At 41.2% G+C, this 26,879-nt stretch carries 23 protein-coding genes and 1 pseudogene; 8 read left to right on the top strand and 16 right to left on the bottom strand.

What is annotated here, in order from left to right:
- Positions 1–34: 34 nt before the first annotated feature.
- The 3 genes from ACYPWY_RS12110 to mobV are packed head-to-tail and all read right to left on the bottom strand — an operon-like array spanning position 35 to position 5,537.
- On the bottom strand, positions 35–4,039 hold the full coding sequence (locus ACYPWY_RS12110; RefSeq protein WP_459685789.1) for a 5'-methylthioadenosine/S-adenosylhomocysteine nucleosidase family protein: 4,005 nt from the start codon (positions 4,037–4,039) through the stop codon (positions 35–37).
- Positions 4,040–4,043: 4 nt separating this feature from the next.
- Entirely contained in the window at positions 4,044–4,328 is a 285-nt protein-coding gene (locus ACYPWY_RS12105; RefSeq protein ID WP_459685788.1) for a helix-turn-helix domain-containing protein, read from the bottom strand.
- A gap of 3 nt (positions 4,329–4,331) precedes the next feature.
- Entirely contained in the window at positions 4,332–5,537 is a 1,206-nt protein-coding gene (gene mobV / locus ACYPWY_RS12100; RefSeq protein WP_459685787.1) for a MobV family relaxase, read from the bottom strand.
- A 26-nt stretch (positions 5,538–5,563) separates the two neighbouring features.
- Between mobV and ACYPWY_RS12095 the strand changes: the two genes are divergently transcribed.
- Positions 5,564–5,689 (top strand): hypothetical protein, encoded by a 126-nt coding sequence (locus ACYPWY_RS12095; RefSeq protein WP_459685786.1) that lies wholly within the window; start codon positions 5,564–5,566, stop codon positions 5,687–5,689.
- 40 nt (positions 5,690–5,729) lie between these two features.
- On the opposite strand, the gene ACYPWY_RS12090 is transcribed toward ACYPWY_RS12095, so the two are convergent.
- The 8 genes and pseudogenes from ACYPWY_RS12090 to dnaK form a co-directional block, all read right to left on the bottom strand.
- Positions 5,730–6,632, bottom strand: coding sequence for a toprim domain-containing protein (locus ACYPWY_RS12090; protein ID WP_459685785.1), 903 nt, complete (start codon positions 6,630–6,632; stop codon positions 5,730–5,732).
- A gap of 171 nt (positions 6,633–6,803) precedes the next feature.
- Positions 6,804–7,853: pseudogene (locus tag ACYPWY_RS12085) on the bottom strand (AAA family ATPase).
- Positions 7,854–7,856: 3 nt separating this feature from the next.
- On the bottom strand, positions 7,857–8,222 hold the full coding sequence (locus ACYPWY_RS12080; RefSeq protein WP_459685784.1) for a helix-turn-helix domain-containing protein: 366 nt from the start codon (positions 8,220–8,222) through the stop codon (positions 7,857–7,859).
- A gap of 156 nt (positions 8,223–8,378) precedes the next feature.
- Positions 8,379–9,848 (bottom strand): hypothetical protein, encoded by a 1,470-nt coding sequence (locus ACYPWY_RS12075; protein ID WP_459685783.1) that lies wholly within the window; start codon positions 9,846–9,848, stop codon positions 8,379–8,381.
- An 8-nt stretch (positions 9,849–9,856) separates the two neighbouring features.
- Positions 9,857–10,600, bottom strand: coding sequence for a hypothetical protein (locus ACYPWY_RS12070; RefSeq protein ID WP_459685782.1), 744 nt, complete (start codon positions 10,598–10,600; stop codon positions 9,857–9,859).
- Positions 10,597–11,856, bottom strand: coding sequence for a site-specific integrase (locus ACYPWY_RS12065; RefSeq protein ID WP_459685781.1), 1,260 nt, complete (start codon positions 11,854–11,856; stop codon positions 10,597–10,599). Before ACYPWY_RS12065 ends, ACYPWY_RS12070 begins: the two co-directional genes overlap by 4 nt.
- Positions 11,853–12,428, bottom strand: coding sequence for a helix-turn-helix domain-containing protein (locus tag ACYPWY_RS12060; RefSeq protein ID WP_459685780.1), 576 nt, complete (start codon positions 12,426–12,428; stop codon positions 11,853–11,855). The genes ACYPWY_RS12065 and ACYPWY_RS12060 overlap by 4 nt, the downstream gene beginning before the upstream one ends.
- Before the next feature lie 230 nt (positions 12,429–12,658).
- Positions 12,659–14,551 (bottom strand): molecular chaperone DnaK, encoded by a 1,893-nt coding sequence (dnaK, locus tag ACYPWY_RS12055; protein ID WP_459685779.1) that lies wholly within the window; start codon positions 14,549–14,551, stop codon positions 12,659–12,661.
- A gap of 227 nt (positions 14,552–14,778) precedes the next feature.
- Here dnaK and ACYPWY_RS12050 point away from each other — a divergent pair, with 227 nt between their 5' ends.
- The 7 genes from ACYPWY_RS12050 to ACYPWY_RS12020 all read left to right on the top strand — a co-directional run bounded on the left by ACYPWY_RS12050 (position 14,779) and on the right by ACYPWY_RS12020 (position 21,751).
- Positions 14,779–15,477: a YjjG family noncanonical pyrimidine nucleotidase gene (locus ACYPWY_RS12050; protein ID WP_459685778.1), complete on the top strand. Its 699-nt coding sequence runs from the start codon at positions 14,779–14,781 to the stop codon at positions 15,475–15,477.
- A 143-nt stretch (positions 15,478–15,620) separates the two neighbouring features.
- Positions 15,621–15,788 (top strand): LbetaH domain-containing protein, encoded by a 168-nt coding sequence (locus tag ACYPWY_RS12045; protein WP_459685777.1) that lies wholly within the window; start codon positions 15,621–15,623, stop codon positions 15,786–15,788.
- A gap of 66 nt (positions 15,789–15,854) precedes the next feature.
- Positions 15,855–17,312 carry a sodium:solute symporter gene (locus ACYPWY_RS12040; RefSeq protein ID WP_459685776.1) on the top strand — a complete coding sequence of 486 codons (1,458 nt, stop codon included), beginning with the start codon at positions 15,855–15,857 and terminating at the stop codon, positions 17,310–17,312.
- Between the two features lie 54 nt (positions 17,313–17,366).
- Positions 17,367–18,365 carry a M28 family peptidase gene (locus ACYPWY_RS12035; RefSeq protein WP_459685774.1) on the top strand — a complete coding sequence of 333 codons (999 nt, stop codon included), beginning with the start codon at positions 17,367–17,369 and terminating at the stop codon, positions 18,363–18,365.
- A gap of 7 nt (positions 18,366–18,372) precedes the next feature.
- The gene (locus ACYPWY_RS12030; RefSeq protein WP_459685773.1) at positions 18,373–18,801 is read left to right on the top strand and encodes a SufE family protein; all 429 of its coding nucleotides are present in this window, start codon (positions 18,373–18,375) and stop codon (positions 18,799–18,801) included.
- Between the two features lies 1 nt (position 18,802).
- Complete coding sequence (locus ACYPWY_RS12025; protein WP_459685772.1) at positions 18,803–19,168, top strand: ribosomal maturation YjgA family protein; 366 nt, start codon at positions 18,803–18,805, stop codon at positions 19,166–19,168.
- Positions 19,169–19,213: 45 nt separating this feature from the next.
- A complete protein-coding gene (locus ACYPWY_RS12020; protein ID WP_459685771.1) occupies positions 19,214–21,751 on the top strand; it encodes a S9 family peptidase in 2,538 nt (845 codons plus the stop codon).
- A gap of 176 nt (positions 21,752–21,927) precedes the next feature.
- Here the strand turns inward: ACYPWY_RS12020 and ACYPWY_RS12015 are convergent, their stop codons facing one another.
- The 5 genes from ACYPWY_RS12015 to ACYPWY_RS11995 form a co-directional block, all read right to left on the bottom strand.
- Entirely contained in the window at positions 21,928–23,037 is a 1,110-nt protein-coding gene (locus ACYPWY_RS12015) for an acyltransferase family protein (RefSeq protein WP_459685770.1), read from the bottom strand.
- A gap of 277 nt (positions 23,038–23,314) precedes the next feature.
- Complete coding sequence (locus ACYPWY_RS12010) at positions 23,315–24,859, bottom strand: MFS transporter (RefSeq protein WP_459685769.1); 1,545 nt, start codon at positions 24,857–24,859, stop codon at positions 23,315–23,317.
- Positions 24,860–24,886: 27 nt separating this feature from the next.
- Positions 24,887–25,555, bottom strand: a complete 669-nt coding sequence (locus ACYPWY_RS12005; protein ID WP_459685768.1) for a bifunctional 4-hydroxy-2-oxoglutarate aldolase/2-dehydro-3-deoxy-phosphogluconate aldolase — start codon at positions 25,553–25,555, stop codon at positions 24,887–24,889.
- Between the two features lie 230 nt (positions 25,556–25,785).
- Positions 25,786–26,580 carry a gluconate 5-dehydrogenase gene (locus ACYPWY_RS12000; RefSeq protein ID WP_459685767.1) on the bottom strand — a complete coding sequence of 265 codons (795 nt, stop codon included), beginning with the start codon at positions 26,578–26,580 and terminating at the stop codon, positions 25,786–25,788.
- Between the two features lie 42 nt (positions 26,581–26,622).
- Positions 26,623–26,879: PfkB family carbohydrate kinase (locus ACYPWY_RS11995; RefSeq protein WP_459685766.1), on the bottom strand; the 257-nt coding region annotated here is incomplete at its 5' end.

The following is a 26,879-nucleotide window of genomic DNA, read 5'->3' as shown; positions in this document are numbered from 1 at the left end:
TTATAAGTTCATTGCTTACAACAAAATATAATAATTATTCATAAATTATTTCTAACAACCTTTTCAGTGCAATTACTGCATTTTTAGACGCTGGCAAACGCCATTTGTCATCTTTATCGCAGTCTGCGTGGTCTGAAATTCCTCTAATAAGAATAATATCCATTCCCTCTGATATGTTTTTTGTTTCAGAAAAAACTTGACAGAAACCCGCAGATTCTGTTTCTACTACTCCCGTTTTGCTATGTACTTCTAACAGCCATTTCTTTGTCTCTGATAAATTATTAGCAATAACGGCTTCGCCTGAACCTATTGGGCATCTGTGTGTTCCAAATGTAGGTGTGGTAGAATTCTCACTTGAATCAAATTTGGCTGGTTCGTTATTACACACAAAGAAACGATTGATAAATTGTTGCATATCAAATGACATATTATAAAACTCGCCTCGTCTTTGTTGTACGCCTCCGTTTGTTTCTTTATGCTTTTCATAATAGATTACATTTGTACCAATTATAACATCACATAATTTAATATCACTTTTGATACTACCTGCAATACCCAACAATACAACATAATCGAGAGTATAATTTCTTATCATTGATTGATAGGCGTTTACTATTGGAATATTTCCTTGACCTGTACTTTGTGAATGTACAATTTTTAAATTTTTCCCATTTTGTAAATTAATGTTGCCTTCATCAAAAAATCTACCCTCTTTTTTTGTACGATTAGTAAGCCCAAATTCAGATATAACGGCTTGTACTTCTTCTGTTACAATAGTTATAACACCAATATTAAACCTTTCTATGCTCTGACCGTATGTAACGGCATTTTTATATTCTGTTAATTTATGTTTTTGCATATTCGGAAGTCGTATTTCTATTTCTTTTGTATCGTTTAATGTGAATTGATTAAATCCATCATTTTCGTTAATGATAGTTTTATCCATATATGAATTTCTAATTTCATATATTGTATTGTTTTGAAAATCAGAACTATGAATTATTTCTGAAAACTGTAAAACAAAATCCCAAAAATTATCATATTTGAATTGAAAATCATCAATAACTTTGACAGCATAATCGTTTGACAATAAATCAGCAAAATAGTAAATTTTAAAGTAATCTTTTCCATTCAAATTGTTGATAATTTCCTTTGCAAATTGCAAAATCCAAAATGCGGCATCTTTTCCTTTACCAATATACCACTCTCCTCTTTTTTCTGGGTAACTATTGTCATATTTAGGTAATTCCTTTAAAGTTGCATTTTGCTGTGTTGAAGATTTTGTAATTCTAAAGCAAACGGACTTAAACAGATTATCAACAAATTTAATATATTTCTCATCTTGGCAATCTACATATAATGCAGTAGTATAGTAACTCATATCGGGAAAGCGTTGGTAATTTTCATAAAACATTTTTGCCTCATTAATAATTTCGTCCGCTTGACTAAATAAAGAATCTATTTTTAATTTAGTTATACCAAATAATATTTTGATATAATCATTGTCAGTCCTTTTGTCAATAAATTTTTGAACAAAAGGAATAATTTCTCTAACTTTACTATTAGACGCAAAGTTTTTTATCTCTTGATAGAAATAGTTTACTTTCCTAAAAATGTCTTCTTTTTTATTCTCTTCTTCGGAATCATACAAAGAATATTCTGCAATTAGAAAATAGATATTTGCACAAAGCAACCACAATCCCTCTTTTTTAGCGAGGGTAAGTTTTCTTTCATCTTCGCTTTCCTCTGTCCAACTGAGATTTGACGACCAAAAACTATCCCATATACCTTTGTAAATATCATCTTCAAGTTCTGAACTTACTCTCCTAATAATTTCGTGCGGATATTGCTCTCTATACCATTTGAATTTTCTTTGTCCATCATTAATTGCTCTATAAATAGGACTTTTGCGTATTTGTTTGATACCCTCCTTTATGTCAATTTTATTTTGCTGCAATTTTGTTAAAATATTTTGAACATTATTGTCATATCCTACTGCGTCATATAATTGTTTTGACAAATTGATTTCTGCAGCTAATGCACCGATAGCATCTTTCGGCTCACAACAACAAGATAAAGCAATTAAATCATCTGTACTGATACAAGGCGTTTTCTTTTCAATAGAATTGTGTATCAACATTCCAAAGATTGACCCTATTTGAACTGCTCCATTTTTCATATCTTTCTCAATTATTATTTCCTCATCGCTATTGTTATTTTTTTCAAACAACTCTTTGTCAAAAGAATACATTCCGTTGGAAGTTTGTTTTAAAGGTGAAGACGGGGATAATAACAAATCTTTACTAAGCCAATTTGCTCTATCGGCATATTCTAAACAAGGATTTTTGTCAAATTTTTCAACAGGCACTTTTTTTATTACAGGACCTTGAAAATAATATTTAACACTTGCTACATCAATATTTCTGTAACTTGCTATATCTGTTTGTATTGGGGTTAAAAACTTGTTTTCTCCGATTTTTAGCAAAAACACCATCAGTTTTTCCACCCACAATTTTTGCCATTCACCTTTACCAACTTGCTTATTGAAAGCATTAAACATTTCGTAACATAAACGCTCCTCTCTTTGTCCAAATTGCACATCTTCTCCGTGTCTGTATGCTCTGTATATTGTTCCATTCTCTTCTTCAACTGTGATTGGCACAGCAATTCCATTGTCAATCGCTTTATCTAAAAATGTAGAAACAATTCTTTTTTGAATATCTGACGAATAGGCATTCAATAAGTTTTTCAAATCTAACAAAGAGTAACCTTCATTTAGGCGATTTAGACATTTTTTATAATCGGGTATATCAAATACATTTTCCCCGTGTTGTTTTGCCAATTTTCTTGCTTTTAATTCGGGTTCATAATACATATTCAGAAATGGAAGATTTAATGTATTATTGATTCCCACAAAATTGTCTATCGAATATGAGGATTGAATGTCATTTTTTAATTGAATGTCGGTTTTGTTATATTGTAAATCAATATTCAAAATACTTTTGTCCGCAACCTTCAACATATCATTAGTAATACAAGTCGGAAACAAAAATCTTAGCGACTTATATTGACGAGTAATAACTGTATTTTGACCTGTAAAATAATTAAATTCTTGAATAAAAACATTTGCTAATCTGTCTGCAATAACGAATTGAATAAATCTTAACTTTGCCGTGATTGAAGTTAATATCTTTGATAATGCTTGTTCTTTTTCTGCAGCTAAATGATTAAATAGGTCTATTATTTGTTCTGTTTTTAAAGGTGGTAGAATAGCCATAGGCACAATAGAAAAACGAAAAGTTTCTTTTTCTTTTTCTTTTTTCTTGCCATATATTCTAATTTTCAACAATGAATCTTTAATTAAATCATTAAAGAATAAGTGTCCACAAGAAATCAAACAGTTGTGTGTAGGGATAAATGTTTTTGTGAATATGTTGTGTTTCATCTGTTCGTATGAGCAAACATCACTCATTTCCCAATTTGGCATATTCAACATTGTGGTATAATCCTCACTATTCAATCTTAATGTATTGTATATAGGATAATCGATATTGTATGGTGTTGGCATCATTGCCAACATTTTTACAATATCGCCACTTAATTTGATACATTGTGAGTTTTCTAATGGTTTTATCGGCAGTTCTAAATAAGATTTTCCTGTATCATCTTGTAAAAGTTCTTCATTAAACCATTTTTCGTTAATGCCTAATACAAATACTTTTATTTCGATTGCAGGATTTTTATCTTTTATCTTCTTGATTGTCCTATTTAATGTTGTTCCAGAAATTATAACATCATCAATGATAATAATTTTTCTGATATTTGACCAGTCTATTTCTGTATCTAATACCCTTTCAGAAATCACTTCTCCATTTATAGCAACCATTGAAAGTTCTTCCAATGCGTTAATAAAACAAGCCGCTTTTCTTGCCATCAGAATATATAAATCGGCTTTTGAATCATTAACTTTGTTGCAAAATTCAATAATTCTACCTCGAAGTTTTTCCTCGAATAGGTTTAAAAAATTAGTTTTGTCCATATTGTTATTTCTTAATGTTTTCCTTTGCAATATTCAATACTTTATGTGATAGTTCTTTTTCATCCGCTACCACTGCAATTACTTGGCCGGCAAGCCAAAGTATTAAAAGTTCTTCCCTATCGCCTTGCAAAAGTTCGGCAATAACAGGTATATGTTCTTTACGGGCGCGGCGTTCGTCTTTTTCGATTTTGCAATATAAAGCAGTATCAATATCCAACGCTGCCGCCAATTGTCGCTGTGGAATTTGGCGGTCTTCGCGCAACTGTTTTATTCTATCATTCAATATCATAACTTATAATTTGAATGTTTTGCGATTTGCCCGCAAAGGTACGACTTTTCTATGAATTTCCTGATATTTCCCTCTAAACCAGTCCAAAATATTCATTTCATTGAGGGTTAAGCGCAATCTATTCGGGTTATCCTGCTCTTTTTCGATTTTCAGGTTTATGTTTTCTGCCGTAAATTTTTGATTGTGTTCGGGCGAAAAGAAAGAAAAGGATTTAGCCGTCAAGGTCTTACCTGTGAATAACAATTTAATATATTCGATGCCAATGCCTATTTTCCTGCACAATTCCGCTATTCGCAAATTTTCTTTCATCATAGGAAACAATTCATGAATCAAATTCAGTTCTTCCTGCGCCTTGTATGGCTCGTAGTCCTGTTGGGCGGTTTTTAGTTTGGTTTCAATTGTGGCTAATTCATTATTCTTTTGTCGGATATGTTCGTCCATTGCAAGAAATTTTTCCTGTGCTTCATCTTTCTTGTCGTACATGTCGCGGACTTTCCCGTAAACTTCCTGCTTTTGTTCCGTCAAGTCTTCAATATCTTCTTTCAGCGTTTCATTTTGCAGATGTAAATCCCTGTAAAACTGTTGCGTGGATACATGTCGTGCCTCTGAACCTTCAATACCGCGTTGCAATCCGTATTTATTCATCGCTTCGGCGTAACTGTCCTGACAATGTTTTAGCTTATCCCTTGCCATCACATCATCGGCACAAAGTCGGGCGGAATTTGCAGGTTTCTTTTTGTATTTCTTCTTGTCATTATCCTTTTCCGCTTTGGCTTTTCTCCGTTCGCCTTGTACAATCGGGACTACGGTTGCGTGAATGTGAGGTGTCTTTTCGTCCAAATGCAAAACGGCTGAAACAAGATTTTCCGTACCGAAAGTTTTTTTGAGCCAATCCAAATTGTCGGCGCACCATTTGTCTAAATTGCCGTCTGTTTCGATTTGTTTCATATCCTCGTGTGTTCCGCTCAACATCACACGAATGGCAGGGACTTGGTTATGACTGATTTTGCGGATAATACCTGCGTTTTCGATTCGGTGTTGAATGGCTTCCGTGCGATTTGTTACGCCATCGGAAAACACAATCAGTTCCTTATTTAAGTGTATGCGGTCTTTATCCGCATTTTTCGGCTCAATAGTCCGTTCAATGTGTGCGGAAATCGGGGCATCGTTGCCCGCGCCTTTTTCCAAATGAAGTACGGCATATCCCATAATGTTGTGCTTTATTCGTTAAAAAAATGATTGAAAATTTTTATCCGACTTCCTCGATGGAAGTCCTTTCGGGGGAATCCAAAGGGGGAACGCCTTTGGCATATTGGGGCATTTTTAGCGTAGTGGAACGAAGCGTTAAGAAAATGCCCTAATATGCTACGGCTTTTCTCAAAAAAAGTCCTTTGGGCAAGCTCACATTTTTATTCTCCTGCTTTTCTTCTTTTCCTGAACCTGCTTTTTGCCACATAAATAATCGTTCAAATCCTTATACTCCCGATAATGTATCGACCTGTCCAAAACATTTGCACCGCATTTGTTTTGGATTTCCTGATATGCGGAAACGCCGCTTTTGTCATTGTCCAAATAGCAATATTTTTCTTTGTAACTGCCGATAATGTTAATCGCTTTGGAAACATTGGCAACCGAATTGAGAATGATATAATCCCGCTTGTTGATATTCGGAACTTCGGGATTGCGCCTGTGCAACAAAGTAAGGTAGGAAAGATAGTCCATAAACCCCTCAAAAATGCAACAGGTATCATTTCCTTTCTGTATGCTTGTAATAGTTTTAGGAGATAATCCACCCTGAAAATACTCGTTCCGCAATTCATAACCGCCCCAATCGTTGGCAAAGCCGACAGTAAAATAGGGTTTGTCTTTTAGTCGATAATGCACTTCTTTACAAACCTGTTGTGCAAACGGAGTGTGAATATTCCGATTTTTCAGGTATTGGATTAGCGCGGGATTTTCCAACGGCAATATCCGTATATCCTCAAATGTCGGCAAATTTTCCTGTTGGCGAAAAGAAAAAGAGTTTGCCGTAATTTTGGGTGTTTCGCCTGAAATCATTTGCAAGGCTTGCGAAACATCGTTTGTTCCGTAGCGTTCCATTACGAATTTCAGAATGTCGCCGCCTTTGCCCATCCCGAAATCGTACCATTCGTTGCGGGAAAGGTTTACCTTAAACGAGGCTTCTGTTTCGTTTCTGAATGGGGAATAATACCAAAGATTGTTACCCTGCCGTTTGCAGGACGTTATTCCGACAGATTGCAAATAATCTGCAATGGGAATGTTTTTTGCTTCTGCTATGTTCATAATATACTGTGTTTTATAAATTTGTTTTTCTTTTCGCTCGCAATCTGTTTAGTTTAAACCGATAAACTAAACAAGTCTGCTTAATCCTATAAACCGGTTTAAACTGCTTAAACAAGTTTAGTTTGGTTTATTATATATATACATGGACTAAACTAAACCTGCTTTTTTGCCCTAATAATAGAAATCAGGGTTAAACCGATAGCATTTGCCGTCTTTAACTATCATTCGCTTGTTTTCCAAAAATACTTTGAGCAATTTTGCTTTATTCGTTCCAAAAGAATAGCCGACCGTTGCATAACCTTTTTGCAGTTTGCCGATAAGATTGGTGTATGATACCTGTTCCGCTTCCGAAAAGATATTTTCCAATGCTTCGCGGTGTTTTTCTTCCGAAACTTCGCGATAATCAAACGCCTGTTTCTTTTCCGATTTTTTAGGTTGGTAATCCTCAACTAATTCGGGCAAACTGTTTTCATTTATCCTGAACGCAAACGGCTCAAAATCGCGGTCGCGGATGAACATAGCCGTAACGGAACTAATGTCTTTATCAAACTCGTCTTTCGTAATCTGCAAAACCGTTTCGGCTTTGTTGTTAAGTTCCGTTCCCAAATGTCCGCGCGTATTGTCGTCGCCCTTGTTCAGGTGCAAAACCGTATGGATATGGATTTACCTTTCGTCCGTCCATTGCATCAATTTTGTAATCAAATTCGTTGATTCGCTCGGACTGTTGATGTCGTATGCTAAATCTCTAAGTCCGTCTATTACAACCAATCCCAAGTTTTCCGTATTGTAAATAGCGTTTTCAATGACGGACAAACGCATTTGCGGGGTCAAACGGCGCAAGCAGTTGAATTTCAGGTTTTCGGGATGTTCGTTATCTGGAATTTCAGCCAATGCCAAAATACGCTTCAATACTCTTTTGCAATGGAATTTGCTTTGTTCGGTGTCAATGTAAATGATTTTGCGCTTGTTTTCGGGCAAAGAGGCGCGGTAGTTCAAAACCGTGCCGTTAATCAGTGCCGATGCGACAATAGCACAGATATTGAAAGTTTTCTTGCTTTTCGCCTTTCCTGTGGATGCGCTGAAATTTCCCAACGTACCGATAATTGAATCGTCTATGCGCAAAATGACAGGAGGAGATGGAAATTCATCAGTTATCCGTAGGCTTGTGGTCTGCCAAATCTCGGGCAAGGACAATGGCTGTTGTCGATTTTCTTTTTCCATAGCCTATTTCCTCTCGCCTGTTTTTGGCATTTTAGATTTAGTCCGATAGGTGGCTTCAACTTCATCATTGATTTCTGCCAAGGTTTTCTTTTTGCCTCTGCCAATCCACGCTATCAACTCATCTTCAAAGAAATAGAGTTTTTTGCCGTTTTTATAACAGGGTAGTAAGCGTTTTTTTACAAGTGCGTAAACTGTAGGCTTTGCCTTGCCTATAATTTGGCAGGCGGCGTCTATGCCAATCGGTAGCCGCCGTTCGGCAACTACCGGATTTTGATGGTTCTCGACCAACTGCTTAATTGCAGTTATTTCATTAACGAGATAGGCTACCGCTTGGGGTAGGCTGTCGAAAGTAATTTCTTTTGCATTCATTTTTCAAACGATTTATAAATGAGGTGCAAATGAAATAAGTGTTTCTATGGTATCTGGACGGCACTGGAAAAACACTTTGAAAACACTTAAAGTGGTGATATTCTTTAATTATTGGTAGACAAAAATCATAAAAAAGAAAAAGCATGGTTATTGGTTTTAATTGCCAATTGTTCTATGCGCTCGACCTATCCTACTAATAGATTCTCCCTTTATCATCATTCTTCTTATTGCGATTTCGGTATATCCCCAATCAACAACATCATGTTCATACCCTATCTTTTTCAAGATAAGCATAGTGGATAGCATTATCAAGCGATTACAGACAAGTTTCAATAATTCATCATCCGTTAATGACTTAAAGAGTTCTGTCGTTGGTGTGGGTAAAGAACCGTGCAGAAAACGATTTCTACACGATATACAGTATATATCTTCGTCATCTAAATCAATGTTTAGAACTGCAAATGGGGACCCTAACTTTGAAGAGTTTGACTGTTCATTTATTTTGCCCAATTTACTATCTAAGGAATCGTATATAGATTTTGCTACTTTGTCTTTGATTTTTTTTAGCGATTTTTTTAATTCATATTTCAGTTGACTACTGATTTCTTTATCTTCTATTAATGATTTAACAATTTTATCTTTAGGTACAATTACATTGGTAATAGTTTCTAATGCAACTGCAGCCAGACATCCTTTAGGCAAACCGTTTATATTACTAGCTTGCGTGAGTAATATGCAGGAGCGAAGTAATTCTTCATTTTCATATAGCAACTTTACAAGATATACGAATTGATCAGAGGTTAAATGTAATTCTTCTCGAGAGATATTTTGATATGAATGATTATCTAATAGAGGTCTTTCTGTATGTATTGTCTCATTAAAATTTTCATAACGATAGGTTAATGTATCTTTCTTTCCCTTTTGCATAGAAAAGAAATAAGCACTATCTGCGACATAAAAACCTGAAATTAGGGAAAATGCTGCTCTTATTGCATTAATAATATGTAGAAAATCATCATGATTAATTGGATTATTTGTTTTGAACACAAAGTATCCAAGGCTATCTTCGATTCTCACATGATAAAATAGTATTGTTCGATTGTCAATTTCTATTTTAACACAATTTTTCCATGAAGAATTTTGATCCTTACTCGTTGTCATATCATAAAATACTCCACAAGAATAAGCATTAAATTTATCACAATCATACCGATAATAAGCCGATTGTTTGGATTTTTTCCATTTGTTATCATCTAAATCTCCTCGAAATGCATTGATTTTTATAGATGCTTGTTTTATACCTTCTCCAATTGATTGTTTAAATGCGGTAACATCTGTATTCTTTATTAATATTCTAACTCCATGTGTTGCGAGTATTGCTGGCTTCTCGAAGAAATAATCCATTCTGAATTTATCTTCCCATTCTGAAAGCAAGTTAAAATGAACAAAAAACTCCCCATTATCCTCTCGGAGCATATTTGCATCCATTATAACATCATCTATAGCTGTCGCAAGTTTAAAATCAACTTTTCCAGATTCAAACAATGAGATTAGTTTTAATGCAGCATTGTCATCTTCAAAAATAGTGTCACTTATCTGTTGAAATTTGATGGTTCTCTCATCCATTTTTTTGTCTATTGTTCTGTAAAACTCTCTTGTATCTTAATAATCCCCTTTAACTCGTCATCCTTCAAATGTCGTTTGATACTTACCACTTCTACGCCTCTGAAAATGTCAGGAAATACTATTTTCAGGAAGTTGGCGATATCCATCTGGTTTCTTGGCTTGAAGTAGTTCCAGATATTCCAACCGTAGTGGCGGAGGTCGAGGGCAGATAGTTCTTTGACTTTAACCGGCTTCAATTCCCTATCTTCTAATCTATTCATATATGCACGGACATTCTGGCAAAGAATATCAAGGTCTTCATCAGAAAGATAGAGGACAAATGATTTTCGGGTATCGTCCAGAGCGACATTCAGTTTTTCATCTTGCTCCTTGGCTATATCTTTCTGCTGCTCATTTCGAATATCCTCTAAAGAGACATTCGGTTCTGGTATATCAGTCTCTACCTCATTTTCTTCTATCTGTAACTCAACAACAACAGGAGGAACTTGCCTTTGCTCAATCCTCTTACGAAAATACGGAATCTTGGATAGCCCTTTTCCAATCCAAGGCAACATCGTGTTTTGTAGTACAACATGAATACTCAAATAGACTACTACCAAAACAGCCAAAACGATTATAAAAACCATGAATGTTGTAAAGCTATCAAAGCCGATTGAAACGGTAAAGACACGAGCCAATGTAGCAATAGCCAAAGCAACACAAGCTACAATCATGTATAGAACAATGTACTGCAAAAGACTATTTTGTTTCATTCCTTTGTGTTATTAATGGTGTTCAACTGTATCGCTTGCGCCGCTTTGTTTTTTTTCTCATCCACCACTTTAGCATAAATCTGTGTGGTCTTAACATTGGTGTGCCCTAACATCTTGCTGACTGTGTAAATATCTGTGCCATTGCTTAATTGCAGGGTTGCGAATGTGTGCCGAAAGCAATGAAATGTTATTTTTTTTGTTATTCCGGCGGCTTTTATCCATCGTTCCAACGGTTTGGAAATCCACGAAGGGTCGGGCAAATCTTCAAAAACAAGTTGGTCGGGTTTGCGTGGCTCTCCGCAAAGTTGTAATGCCTGTGCGGAAATAGGCATGTATTCTACGCCTTTCGTCTTTTGCTGTGTGAAATTCAATCGGGCTTGGTCGCCGTCAATCTGTATTTCTTTCCACTGCATTTTTTGTATATCGCAATGCCGTAAGCCTGTGAGCGCGGAAAACAGGGCGGCGCGTTTCATTGTGTCCTGTTCGCAAGGCGTGGCGGCAAGTGTATTCAATTCTTCGACTGTTAAAAACTCACGACGAGTTTCTTGTTCCTGTATGCCTTTGATTTTAGCCGACAAATCAACTGTCAAATAGCCATCAATAAACGCTTGCTTTAATCCGGCTTTGAAAATGGAAAAGTAGGTTGCGGCGGTGTTGCGGGAAACAGTACCGCCTTTATTACCACCGCAAGGGGCTGATAACATAAACATTCTGAAATCTTCTGCCAAACGGTTGTCAATCTTTGAAAATGGCAAATACTCGCCTGCAAAAAGTTTCATCAATTCAAGTGTGCGTTTCCAATTTATGCGGATTGATTCGGAACTGTTGGCATGGCGTTTCTTTGCCGCAGCATCAAAATACTCCATGAAATTTTGTTGCAATTTTTCTTTTTGCTCGGCTTGTGCGGTTTCTGTATCGCTGTATAAATCGGCATTATCATATTCACGTTGGCGGAGTTTGCGAACGCCATCGGCATAAAGGATGCTTTCTTGGTCGATTTCACTTCGACAAATAATCAAACCATTATCATTGCGTTTGGGTTTATAGCTTACACTTCCATCGGCTTCGGTGCGAGCAGTGCGGGTTTTGTCCCATTCCATAGTCGTAACAGTACGGTTAAGGTACTCACGGATGCGCTGTGGTTGTTTCTTCCCCGCCACAAAGACAGGGTAGCTCTCAATATAGAGATACCACTCTTTGCGGTCTTCGACTTTGCGAAGCCTTACAGTTACTTTGGTGTTCGATAACTCTTTCATTTTCTTGCGAATATTTTATCTACTTGTTCTTTGGGTACATAAACGAATTTGCCTACCTGCCTTTTCGGTATGCTGTTTCGGCGAATGGTACCGCTAACGGTTGATAATGAAACACCGTACTTTTCGGAAATTTCGTTTATCGTATAACATTCGCTTGGCTCATATTGCAATTTGACAGGCTGCTGTTTCTGTGGCTTTTCTTCCGGCATAGCAACGGCTGTAAACATTGCTTCGATATGTGTTCGGCTTACCCTTGTAAGGCGTTCGCCCAAATTAACAGCAGGGATTTTGCCCGCTTTTATCAATCGGCGAATGGTGTCTTTTGAAATGCCAAACAATACAACAGCCTCTGCAATGGAAATGTAAGGGCGTGTTTGGATGGTGGCAATGGCAGCAGCACTCTCTTGTAAAATTTGTTGCTTACGTTCTGCTTCCAATGCCTCTTTCTTCCGCATTCGAAGTGAGGCATTGTTACAAGCATCACTACAAAAACGAGTATTGATGGTTTTCGCTTCAAAGGCTTTTCCGCAATGCTCGCATACTTTCGGTAATTTCAATTTACTAACTCCCATATATCGTTTTTTATCTCATTTTACATACTTAATAAGTACTAATAAGAACTTATAAGATTGTACTAGGCGCACATTCTAACTAAATAAGGCGCGATACAAATCTGGTACAAATATATGATAAATAAACGACATACAAGCATTATCAACGATAATTATTTAAAATAGAAATAGCGGTAAATCAATAATTTACCGCTATTTTCCTATATTTGATTATCGTTTGTAATCGACTTTTACTTCACTTCCTCAAATTCAACATCAGTAACATCGCCATCATTATTCGATTGGGAGTTGCTTTGTTGGGCTTGGCCTGCTTCTGCGCCGCCTGTGGCGTTGTACATCTCTTGGCTGAGGTTGTGGAACAGGGTGTTCAGGTCGGCCATGGCGGTATCTATTGCGGACAGGTCTTGTGCTTTGTGGGCATCTTTCAATTTGCTCAGGGCTGCTTCGATGGGCGCTTTTTTGTCGGCTGGAACTTTGTCGCCCAGTTCGTTCAGTTGTTTTTCTGTTTGGAAAATCAACGAGTCGGCTTGGTTTAGCTTGTCCACACGTTCTTTTTCTTGCTTGTCGGCTTCGGCGTTGGCGGCGGCTTCGTCTTTCATCCGTTGTATTTCGGCATCGCTCAAGCCCGAGGAGGCTTCGATGCGGATCGATTGTTCCTTGCCGGTTGCTTTGTCTTTTGCCGATACTTTGAGGATACCGTTGGCGTCAATATCGAATGTTACTTCAATTTGAGGCACACCGCGTGGCGCCGGTGGAAGACCGTCCAGATTAAACACGCCTATTTGTTTGTTGTCCCTCGCCATCGGACGTTCGCCTTGCAGTACATTTATTTGTACCGATGGTTGATTGTCGGCAGCCGTAGAGAACGTTTCGCTTTTGCGTGTAGGTATGGTGGTGTTCGATTCTATCAGTTTGGTCATCACGCTACCCATTGTTTCGATACCGAGCGACAGGGGCGTAACGTCAAGCAGCAATACATCTTTCACTTCGCCTGTCAACACGGCCCCTTGTATGGCAGCGCCCACTGCTACCACTTCGTCGGGATTCACACCCTTTGAAGGCGTTTTTCCGAAGAATTTTTCAACTTCGGTCTGGATAGCCGGAATACGCGTTGAACCACCTACCAGAATCACTTCGCTGATGTCGGACGCTGTATAACCGGCATCCTTCAATGCTTTGCGGCATGGTTCGATGCATTTGCGGATAAGCGCATCGGCCAATTGCTCGAATTTGGCGCGTGTCAGCGTTTTTACCAAGTGCTTTGGAATACCGTTCACCGGCATAATGTATGGCAGGTTGATTTCGGTGGAAGTCGCGCTCGAAAGTTCAATTTTCGCCTTTTCGGCAGCTTCTTTCAAGCGTTGAAGCGCCATGGGGTCTTTGCGCAGGTCGAGGCCTTCGTCTTTCAAAAATTCTTCGGCCAACCAGTTGATTATCACCTGGTCGAAGTCGTCTCCGCCAAGGTGTGTATCACCATTTGTCGATTTCACTTCAAACACGCCGTCGCCCAGTTCCAGAATCGAAATATCGAACGTACCGCCACCAAGGTCGAATACGGCGATTCTCAAATCCTGATTCTTTTTGTCCAGACCATAGGCAAGCGCTGCCGCAGTTGGCTCGTTTACAATACGCTGAACTTTCAGCCCTGCAATTTCGCCGGCTTCCTTGGTTGCCTGACGTTGCGAGTCGTTGAAGTAGGCCGGAACGGTGATAACCGCATCCGTAACTTCTGTCCCGAGGTAATCTTCGGCTGTTTTCTTCATTTTCTGAAGAATCATTGCCGATATTTCCTGCGGGGTGTAGAGGCGTCCGTCAATATCAACGCGAGGCGTATTGTTATCCCCTTTCACCACTTTGTAGGGGACGCGGTTGATTTCGGTTTGTACCTGATCCCATGTTTCACCCATAAATCTTTTGATGGAAAAGATGGTTTTTTCGGGGTTGGTTATTGCCTGACGTTTAGCAGGGTCTCCTATTTTGCGTTCGTTTCCTTCGATGAAGGCAACGATTGAAGGCGTTGTTCTTTTGCCCTCGTTGTTGGCGATAACGATTGGCTCGTTACCCTCCATTACGGCCACACACGAGTTGGTGGTACCTAAGTCTATTCCAATTATTTTTCCCATATTAATTAGTTTTTATATATTTATTATTTAATTTATTCATCTTCGCTTTTCAGCAACACTGTATATCTATCAAATGCTGTGCCAAACTCAAAATTGAATGAGAAATGACAAAATGTCGTATTTTTTACCTCCCCCGACCCCTCCAAAAGAGGGGAGTTAAAAGCCTCCTCCTTCGGGGGAGGTTGGAGGGGGTGCATTTCTCATTTTTTTAAACTACATTTGCCCCTATGAAATACAAGGCGATTTTATTCGATTTAGACCACACGCTACTGGATACCGCTCAGAATAATCGCGATGCGATAGAGGAGATTTACTGTGCTTACTCTTTCGGCAACTATTACGAGAAGTTCGACGAATTTTATGCTGTTTATTCTCCCCACAATCTGAAGCTGTGGGATGCTTACGAGCGGAAACTGGTTACGAAGGATGATATGATGAACTTGCGCTTTTATACGCCTTTTCGTCATATTGAGGGGCTGACTGCGGAGAAAGCGTTTGAAATAAATACGGAATACCTGGCCAGGGTTGCCCTGAAAACCAAGGTTATTGATGGCGCTTTTGAGTTGCTGGACGAACTGAAAGCGCATTTTCCGATGCATATTCTCTCGAATGGCTTTACCGAAGTTCAGTACAAAAAAATGGACAGCGCCGGATTGTCTCCTTACTTCGACAAGGTTATCCTGTCGGATTGCATCGGTGTGAATAAACCCGACCCTGCGCTGTTTCATCATGCCCTGAAAGAGATTGGCGAAGAGGCTTCAAACGTGGTAATGGTCGGCGATAACTGGAACAGCGACATCATGGGCGCCAAAGCCGGCAACATCGACCAGATATGGTACAATCCCGAGCGGAACGAACCCGGGGATTTTGTGCCAACTCACACGGTGGAACAATTGGCTGAAATAACAAAAATAGTGATAGAATGAAAACCGAAAAAGAAAAAATGATGGCCGCGGAGAGCCTTACGATGCACACGGCGAGGAGCTGATAGCGGTGCGTACCAAAGTAAAAAAAACTCCTGCACAAACTGAATGTAACGGAATATTATACGGATAAGTTTGTGGAAGTGATGAACGAAATTTGTCCCAATTCGGCAAAGAATGCCCATTTCGAGCTACCGTTTTATTGCGATTATGGCGAAAATATTTATGCCGGCGACAAGGTTTTTATTAATTTTGGAGCGGTTATTCTCGACGGGGCTAAAGTTACGATTGGAGTCAACACCTTAGCCCCCTAAATCCCCCGTAGGGGGACTTTAAAAGCCTCCCCTCGGGGAGGTTGGAGGGGCTTAATTAAAAAAAACATGGGAACAACAATACTATTAATAATCGCGGTTTATTTTTCCGCTTTGTATTTGATTTCGGTGGTTGTCAGCCGCAAAGCTTCCGACAACGATGCTTTTTTTACCGGCAATCGTAAATCGCCTTGGTGGGCGGTGGCTATTGCCATGGTTGGGACATCCATTTCGGGTGTTACCTTTGTTTCGGTTCCGGGCTGGGTGCGCGAGAGCGATATGACCTACATGCAGATGGCTTTTGGCTTTTTCTTTGGCTACCTGATTGTGGCCTACCTGCTGTTGCCCCTCTATTACCGGATGAACCTGATAACCATCTATGGCTACCTCGCTCAACGTTTCGGTAAATATTCGTACAAAACGGGGTCCCTGTTTTTCATCCTGTCGAAACTGCTTGGCGCGGCTACCCGGTTGTATTTGGTGGCTATGATACTGCAATCGCTGGTGTTTGCCCGTTGGGGGATACCATTTTCGGTAACGGTGTCGGGAATCATACTCTTCATTTGGCTATATACCCGCCGCAGTGGTATAAAAACCGTTATCTGGACGGATATGCTGCAAACACTCTGTTTCACAGTAGCTTTGGCTTTGATTACATGGCAAGTAGCCACAAAACTCGACCTGAATTTTACGGGAGTAATAGACGTTGTACGGCATAGCGAGCATTTCCGCATTTTTGTTTTTGACGACTGGGGAAGCAAGCAAAACTTCTTCAAACAGTTTTTCAGCGGCATATTTATAACCATTGTCATGACGGGCTTAGACCAGGACATGATGCAGAAAAACCTGAGCTGCAAATCGTTGAAGGATGCCCGAAAAAATATGATAACCTACGGTTCGCTGTTTGCGCCGATTAATTTCTTGTTCCTGTCGCTGGGAATACTGTTGCTTGTATTTGCCTCGCAACAGCAAATTGCGCTACCCGGTTTGTCGGACAAAATATTGCCGGTCTTGGCAGAAAGTTATTTGGGTTTTCCGGTGTTGGCGCTTTTTACGGTAGGAATTATTGCCGCCGCCTTTTCGAGCGCCGACTCAGCCCTAACTGCGCTAACAACAACGGTCTGTGTAGATTTGCTTGATGTTAAAAGAGAAGATGCCGCGAAAGCCAAAAACACACGATTGAAGGTGCATGTGCTTATCAGTGTGTTGTTTGGCATTGTGATTGTAATTATCGACTACCTCGGACAAAGCAGCATCATCGACGCCATTTACGTGCTGGCCTCCTATACCTACGGGCCTTTGCTGGGGCTGTTTAGCTTTGGCTTGTTCACCAAAATAAGTATCAAGGACAAGTATGTGCCGGTGGTGTGTGTGCTGTCGCCATTTGTGTGCTATGCCATCGACTATTTCTTACAGCGAAAATATGCTTACAAAATGGGCTACGAAGTGTTGATGCTGAATGCATTAATAACAATGGCAGGCTTGCTGGTGTTAAGGGGGAAAGCTTCTAATTATCGAATTTGCTAATTAATTCATTTGCTAATTAACTTTTAGCGTATCTTTGTACATTAAACAAACCAAATGAAAATGAAAACCATTTATTTTATAGGAATTGTGCTGTGCTTGCTGGCTTTTTCGTGCGGCAACAAGGCCATAACCGATAATGGGCAGAAATCGGGAGAGGGCTATGCGAAAGTTTCACCCGATTTTAATGCCGATAGCGCCTATTATTTTGTCGATAAACAGCTTTCGTTTGGTACGCGTGTGCCGAATACGGAAGGGCATACGGCTTGCGGCGACTATTTGGTCTCCGAATTAAAGCGGTTGGGCGCTGAACTAACGGAACAAAAAGCCGACCTGAAAGCCTTTGATGGAACAATATTAAAGGCGCGGAATATCATCGGCTCGTTTTCGCCCGAAAAGAAAGACCGAATCCTGCTCTTTGCACATTGGGATACACGCCCGTTTGCCGACCACGACCCCAATGAGGCGAATCACCATACACCGGTATTGGGTGCAAATGATGCCGGAAGCGGGGTAGGGGTATTGCTCGAAGTTGCCCGCATTATTCAGCAAAACCAACCCTTGCTTGGCGTAGATATATTTTTTACCGATGCGGAGGATTATGGCGCGCCCTCGTTTGCCGGTTACAGAGGGGACGGTAATACATGGTGCCTAGGTTCGCAGTATTGGGCGAAAAATCCCCATATAAAAGATTACAAAGCGCGTTTCGGCATTCTGCTCGATATGGTGGGAGCGCCCGATGCTGTTTTTGCAAAGGAATATTTTTCGCGAAGGTATGCGGGCGGTGTTGTTGAAAAAGTATGGAGTACGGCCCGAAAATTGGGATATGGAAAATATTTCAGGGATAAGGATGGCGGCGCTATTACGGACGATCACCTTCCGGTCAACACCGACAGGCGGATACCCAGTATCGACATCATCCACTACGATGAAAACAGCGATTCGGGCTTCGGATGGTATTGGCATACGCTGAAAGACGACATGAACACTATCAGCAAAGAAACACTAAAAGCTGTGGGACAGACTATTTTGGAGGTTATTTATAAAGAAAAATAAGATTGTGATGGCTACAATAAACGAAGTACAGGACGAAATTATAGAAGAGTTTTCCGTTTTCGACGATTGGATGGACAAATATGCTTTATTAATTGAGCTGGGAAATTCTCTTGATGCGCTGGACGAAAAAAGTAAAAATGAGAATAACCTGATCGCCGGTTGCCAAAGCCGCGTCTGGTTACAAGCCGATTACGTTGATGGCAAAGTAGTGTTCAGGGCCGAAAGCGATGCCGTTATCGTAAAAGGAATCATAGCCCTGCTAATGAAGGTATTATCGGAACATACTCCCGACGAAATTATTGATGCCGACTTGTATTTCATCGACAAAATCGGACTAAAAGAGCACCTTTCGCCCACCCGTTCCAACGGCTTGGTGTTGATGGTGAAGCAGATGAAGTTTTACGCCATGGCCTTCAAGGCAAAATTGGCTAATTGATATGCGCTTCCGGTTCAGTAGCAAATGGTTAGCTGTTTTTGTCCTCCTGTTTATTGCCGAGGTTCTCATCGCCTTGTTTGTTAATGATAGCTTTATAAGGCCTTACGGCGGAGATGTGTTGGTGGTCATTCTGCTCTATTATTTTGTCAAATCCTTTGTAAAAACCAAACCGCTCTATCTTTCCACCGGCGTATTGCTATTTGCCTGCGCCATCGAAGTTGCCCAATATTTCAGGATGGTAGAAGTACTGGGCGTTCAGGATAACAGGTTGTTAACCATTGTATTGGGAAGCTCTTTCAGCTGGGGCGATATACTGGCCTATACGGCAGGGGCGGTGGTTTGTTATTTGATGGATGGGAGGGAATAAATCCGTACCTGTACCACTTAAAATATCACTCAAAATAAAGGGAAAATGAAATCAAACTATTTTTTACTGCTGGCTTTTGTGTTTGTTGTTTCCGGCGTTTTTGCGCAGAAGAAAATTTCGTTGGAAAAAATTCGGGTGGCTAAGCCTGTCGATGTGGTGATGCCGTTTATGGTGGACAGCGCTAACCTGAAGGGTGAAAAATTCGAGACGAAAAACCTTTTGGAAACGTATGTGAATATTCCTTCCCCAAACGAATTTACGGAGGAGGTGCGAGCCGATATTACGCGAGAGTTTTTTTATTTCCAAAAACCGCAGAAAGGCGCCCGGTTTCAGTTCCTCTCTTTTCAGCTGACTGCCGACCGGTACAGCAAAGCTACGCTGAAAGTGGCCTCGCCGGGCATGTTCGAGTTGTACATCAACGGCAAAAAAGAGCTGTCGAAAACTTCCGTGCAGGACAGTATTCAGCTAGCCAAAGTGGCCGAAAAAGAGTTTACGACCCTTCCCCAAACCAATACGATTGCTATAAAATACCTCAGCTCATCCACCGATATAGCTCCTGCCGGAGTAAAGGTTTCCGTTGAACCGGCTAAAGGCGATTCGCTGACCAACTTTAAAGTAGGTTACGATGGCAAAAGGCTCGCAACTATTGAGGATGTGCTTGCCGGAACCCGCATTACAGGCCTCAACCTCTCTCCCGATGGGCGTTTTCTGCTGATAAATTACAGGTCGGTAGGCAATGATGGTAAAACCTTGAATTATACCGAGTTGACGGATACAAAAACCAATAAACACAGCTATTTGGGCGACAAACAACTGAAGTGGATGCCCAAATCGAACCGCTTTTATTATCTGCAAACTACGGGCGACAAACGACAACTTATAACGGTCGATCCCGAAACATTTGCCGAAAATATTTTGGTAAAGGATTTCCCTCCGGTTGATTTTTATTCGACTTATTTTTCGCCCGATGAGCAATTTTTATTGTTGTCGGAAAAGGAATCGAACGATGAGCGCAAGGGCGATTTAAAATTGCTGGCTTCTCCCGAAGACCGGCAGGCAGGCTATTTCGACCGCTATTTCATCTACAAATTCGATATAGCTTCGGGTCTGAAACAGCGCTTGACTTTTGGCAGCCACACCACCCACATCAACGACATCAGCGCCGATTCGCGCTATTTGCTGTTTTCCACAAGCGCCGAAACGCCAAGCGAACGCCCCTTTGAAAAGAGCTCCATGTTCCGCTTGGATATGCAGACTATGACTGCCGATACCTTGTGGACGGATGAAGCGTTTGCCTATTCGGCGATTTTTTCGCCGGATGGAAGTAAGCTGGCTATTATGGGCGCTCCCGAAGCTTTTGGCGATACAGGTCGGCAGCTGAAAAACGGCGAAATTCCCAACAGCTACGATATACAGGTGTTTATTATGGATATTTCCGCCAAAGAGATAGAACAGCTTACGGTCGATTTTGCCCCCTCGGTAAACAAGATTTCGTGGAGTATCGTGGACAATCAGCTCTATATGCAGGTAACCGACCGGGATGCCGAAGCTGTGTATTCTTGCAATCCGCAACGAAAGGTTTTTACCAAATTGAATCTGAATGAGGAGGTTATCCGTTCGTTCTCGTTGGCAAATAATGCGCCGGTTGCTGCCTACTCGGGATTGAGCATATCCAATTCTACAAAGGCTTATGTCCTGTACCCGAAAACCGGAAAATCGGTTCTGATGGCCGACCCCATGAAGGAAACCTTTGAATCGCTTAAGTTGGGCGAGGTAAAAGACTGGCGTTTCACCTCCTCTGCCGATGCCCTGATTGACGGACGCTACTACCTGCCACCGAATTTTGATGCGACTAAAAAATACCCGATGATAGTCTATTATTATAGTGGAACAACGCCAACAATCCGCGCATTCGACCATTCCTACCCGATGCATGTGTATGCCGCCCTGGGTTATGTGGTCTATGTCCTTCAACCGAGCGGGACGATTGGCTACGGACAGGAATTTTCGGCGCTCCACGTCAATGCCTGGGGCAAGCGAACGGCGGAAGATATTATTGAGGGAGTGAAGCAATTTGTAAAGGAACATCCCTTTGTCGATGAAAAAAAGATAGGTTGCATCGGCGCATCCTACGGCGGATTTATGACCATGTACCTGCAAACGCAGACGGATATTTTTGCCGCAGCCGTTTCACATGCCGGCATAAGTTCTATTTCGAGCTATTGGGGCGAGGGTTACTGGGGATATACTTACAGCTCGGGAGCCAGCGCAAACAGCTATCCTTGGAATAATCGCGAATTGTATGTCGAACAAAGTCCGCTGTTCAATGCCGATAAAATACATACGCCCTTGCTGCTGCTGCATGGCACAGAGGACACCAACGTACCCATCGGCGAAAGCGTCCAAATGTACACCGCCCTCAAAGTATTGGGACGCCCCGTCGAATTTATACAGGTAAAAGGCGAAAACCACGGCATTGCAAATTACAAAAGGCGCATCGAATGGAATAACTCTATTTATGCCTGGTTTGCCAAATGGCTGAAAGATGATCCGGCGTGGTGGAAGAGCTTGTATAAAAACTAAAGGTTCAAAGTTCAAAGTTCAAGGTTTCAAGTTCAAGGTTCAATGAGGCTGTCTCGAGAGAACGCGAATTACGCAAATAAACCACTATATCTTAATTTAATTTCAACAATAAATAAATTGCGATAATTCGCGTAATCCGCGTAATTCGCGTTCAAAAATACTTATGCGACAGCTCCCTACTGAACCTTGAACTTTAAACCTTGAACTTTCCGGTATATAACCCACATAAGGTACGAGAAAACAATGATTACCCCATAACTGGCAATTGAGCACAGGAAGATAATCAGCGGAGGGTTATCCGCAAAATGAGGCAAGAGAATTTTTCTTATAAGAGCATTGAAAAGAAAAATGCACATGCTGATTTTTCCCAGAAAAGAAAGAGCTTTCAATATCCGGTCGGGGCAATGCGTATAAACTGCATGGCAAAAAGTCATCATAAGTACTGTTGCAGCCAGAAAACTCAGCGGAAAAAAAGCAATATACATATTTGAAATAATAAATACAGCCACGGCAATAAGCACGGTATTCCTCGATATGCCGAACGACGGGAATAATGCAAAAGCCATTCCGAGTAAAAATTCGGGCGTATGACCCAGGAAATTTCCAAAGAATGCGAAATTAAATTCTTTGATAGCAGGAAACGATGTGGAAAGCAAAACATAAGTTCCCACACTAATGTACATCAATACATAGCAACCTAAGATTAGGAAGAGAAATCCTTTCTCGGAATATTTCTTTAAGTACCTGAATAAGAATGGGAAGAGCAGGTATAACTGTATAATCAATCCGAAAAACCACCACGGGCCGGATAAAATATAAAGCGTTTCATGCGACAGGTTTCGGAGGGTGGTTAATGTCAGTAGAACGCCTTTTAAATAATCGGAATTGAGGGAATCCGGATCGAAAGGCAGGCGGAACACAAGGGTATAGACAACGATCCCAAAAATCAATAAGCCATAAATCTTCATCAATCTTTGCCGGTAATAGGCCTTGTATGGAATTTTCTGAAATTCGTAATATTTCTTAGCCAAGCCATATCCGCTGATAAAGAGGAATACCTGCACCCCAAAATGGCCGAAATAAGTGAAGAAGCCATTGAATATAAATCCGGGATTGTTCCAAATGGCTACTCCTAAATCAAGAAAACGATTGGGCTCGAAACCCATTTCATTAAAACCGGCATCCGTTGTGTGATGTATAATGTTGTGGAAAACAATAAATGTAATGGCGATACCCTTGAAGATATTGCTTTGTTGCCTGCTTATGTTGAAAAGAGATATATTCATGCCACTTATTCGGATGCATAAAAGTAATTTAAAAAAGAGAGACGCCCAAATTGGACGTCTGTAAAAAAAACGGGGCTGTCTCAAAAGTCTTTTTCTGAGGTTGTCATTGGCTCAGGCCGATTTACGCTCCGCTCCAATTGCGGGCTCCGACCTGCAATCTCCTGACATTCAGCTGATGTTTGTTAGGAGATCCCGTGTCAAGCACGGAATGACAGACTTATGAGACAGCCCCCTTTTTATTTCAATCGCCCCTCCACCGGAGGGGCTGGAGGAGGTGTTATAAATCCGTAATCGGTTTGTATTTAGGCACTAATGATTTCATTACTACCCAACCGATAAGGTAAGCCAATGCACAAAAAATGAACATGATGAAATATCCGGCAGGTTTGCCTTCAAATCCAAGGAATGTCATTGGTTGTTGCACGTAGGTTGCTCCTTGCGCTAACAGGTCTTTGGTCATTTCCACCACATTACCGTCTTGATCGGTGGTGCTTCCGGCAGCATAAGTAAATAGACCACCGGCCGATTTTTGTATAAACATCGAACCTAATCCACCGGCCATACCGCCTATACCTGTGATGGTAGCAATAGCTCTTTTGGGGAACATATCGCCAACAGTCGAGAAGATATTAGCCGACCATGCCTGATGTGCCGCACAACCCAAACTAATCATTAAAACCGATAACCAGGCCGCATTTCTACCGAGTGAAGGGCCAAACCATTCGCCCAGTGGTTGCGCCAACAGCACAGCTAGCGGGAAGAATGCAAATATCAACATGGCTTTCATTCGTGCCGCATAAGGATTTTGTCCCGAACGGTTGATGAAAATAGTCGGCAATTTTCCGCCGTATATCGACAACACAGTAGTAATGGCATAAAGCGTGAAAATAAGCCCCATACCCAAGCCTTCGCTGGTTTTGATGCCAAAATTGGCGTTCAGATACGAAGGAGTCCAGAACAGGAAGAACCACCATACGCCATCGGTCATAAATTTACCAAAGGCAAAGGCCCATGTTTGCTTGTAAGAAAACGCTTTTGCAAAGCTAATCTTCTTTTCGGGGGCGTTGGCAGCAGCCGGTTCTTCGGCTTCTTCGTTTTTATCTTGCAAAACGTAATCCAATTCGGCTTTGTTCACAAATTTGCTCTTTTCGGGTGCGGAATACAAGAAAACCCACAATCCCATCCAGATAAATCCGAGCGCTCCAATGATTACAAAAGCCATTTCCCAGCCGTAAGCTTTTGCCAAAACCGGAATGGTCAGAGGGGAAATAAGCGCGCCTATCGAAGCGCCGGCATTGAAAATTGAAGTCGAAAAAGCCCGGTCTTTCTTCGGATTGTATTCGGCAGTTACTTTGATAGCCGCAGGGAAGTTTCCGGCTTCACCCAGCGCCAATACCGAACGGGCGACAAGGAATGCATACATACTGACGGTAGCTATTACTACGGCGGCATCACCGGTAGCTTGAGCCAATTCGGCAGCAGAACCAAGTCCTACCCACGATTCGGTAAAGATTCCGCAAACGGCATGTAAACATGCTCCGACCGACCATACGCCGATTGCCCATAGGTAGCCTTTTTTTGTGCCCATCCAGTCAACGAATTTGCCTGCAAAAAGCATACAAACGGCATAAAAGATGGAGAACCAGGAAGTAATTGTTCCGTAAATGTTATCGTCCCAATGAAATTCCGGTTTAATAAACTCATCCCATGTGAGTGAGAGGACTTGCCGGTCTAAGTAATTGATAGTAGTGGCTACAAATAGCATACCGCACATTACCCAGCGGAACTTAGTCATTTTTGACGCTGTATTCAGATTTGTCATGATAATAGATGTTGTTTTAAAGTTAATTTATTTTCTGACTTTTGCTATTACGGCAAAAGCATCCTTGCACATTTGTGTAATCTTACCCCAGTCCTTGGCAGCTATCACATCCTTGGGGAAAAGGTTTGAACCCATACCCACGCAAGCAACTCCTGCATTAAACCATTTTGTCAGATTGTCTTCGGTGGGTGTTACACCGCCTGTTACCATGATATTCGACCACGGCATAGGCGCTTTAACTCCTTTTACGAAAGCAGGACCTGCTACATCGCCCGGGAATACCTTCACTATTTCGGCGCCCAGTTCCTGAGCATAACCTACTTCGGATACCGTTCCGCAACCGGGCACGTATGCCACTTGGCGACGGTTACATACCTTAAATATATCGGGATTCAACAAGGGGCCTACCACAAAGTTGGCGCCCAACTGAAGATACAACGATGCTGTACCTGCATCTACAATCGATCCGATACCCAGTACCATTTCGGGGCATTCTTTGGCTGCCCATTTGTTCAGTTCACCAAAAATTTCGTGGGCAAAATCTCCCCTGTTTGTAAACTCGAACGCTCTTACCCCACCTTCGTAACAAGCTTTTAAAACTTGCTTCGACACTTCCAGGTCGTTATGATAAAATACAGGAACCATACCTGTTTCTGTTACCGCCCTGCATACTTGTATTCTTGAAAATCTAGCCACTCTAAATAGAATTTAATAATTAATAATTGAGAATTAGTAATTGAGAATTGAGAATGCCTCAAAAAAGTCTCTCTGAGTTGTCATTGGCTCAGGCCGATTTACGCTCCGCTCCAATTGCGGGCTCCGACCCGCAATCTCCTGACAAAGGCACAATGTTTGAACTTCTGTTAGGAGATCCCGTGTCGAGCACGGGATGACAGGATTTTTTGAGACACCCCTTTCTTCCTTTATTAAGGTTGTTTTCCGATATAGGCCAATATACCTCCGTCAACGTAAAGAACATGTCCGTTTACGAAGTCGGATGCTTTGGATGCCAGGAACACTGCCGGGCCAGCCAGGTCTTCGGCTTCTCCCCAACGTGCAGCCGGAGTTTTAGCGATAATAAACGAATCGAAAGGATGGCGCGAACCATCTGCTTGTTTTTCGCGCAAAGGAGCTGTTTGCGGAGTGGCAATATAGCCGGGGCCGATGCCATTACATTGGATGTTGTATTCTCCGTATTCCGAAGCGATGTTGCGGGTCAACATTTTCAACCCACCTTTGGCGGCAGCGTATGCCGATACGGTTTCGCGTCCCAGCTCGCTCATCATCGAACAGATATTGATAATTTTACCCGACCCTTTTTTAATCATGCTTGGGATAACTGTCTTAGCCACAATAAACGGTGCATTCAAATCCACGTCAATTACCTGACGGAACTCGGCTGCCGACATTTCAATCATCGGAATGCGTTTGATAATTCCGGCATTATTTACCAGGATGTCAATAACACCCACTTCTTTTTCGATTTGTTCAACCAGCGCTTTCACACCGGCTTCGTCTGTTACATCGCACACATAGCCTTTTGCGTTGATTCCTTTTGCAGCATAAGCGGCTATACCCTTATCCACAAATTCTTGTTTAAGATCATTGAATATGATTTGTGCACCGGCTTCAGCCAAGGCCGAAGCTATTGCAAAACCAATACCATAAGATGCACCTGTTACCAAGGCAATCTTTCCTTCTAGCGAAAATTGATTTTTCATACCTCTACTATTTAATTTTTGTTGATTGTATTGTCTTTTAATTTATCTCGAAACGCGTCCCGAACCGTCTCCCTTCATCAGGTTTTCTACTTCCGGTACGCTTACCAGGTTGAAGTCGCCATAGATGGTGTGCTTCAGGCAGGAAGCCGCTACTGCAAATTCCAAAGCCTTTTGGTCATCTGCCGGGTAGCTGATTAGCCCGTAAATCAATCCGCCCATAAACGAATCGCCGCCGCCAACACGGTCCACAATGTGGGTAATGTCGTAACGCTTAGACTGATACAGCTTGTCCGAATACA

It is taken from the genome of Viscerimonas tarda (genome assembly GCF_054601255.1).
This window is presented reverse-complemented; position numbering and strand designations above follow the sequence as displayed.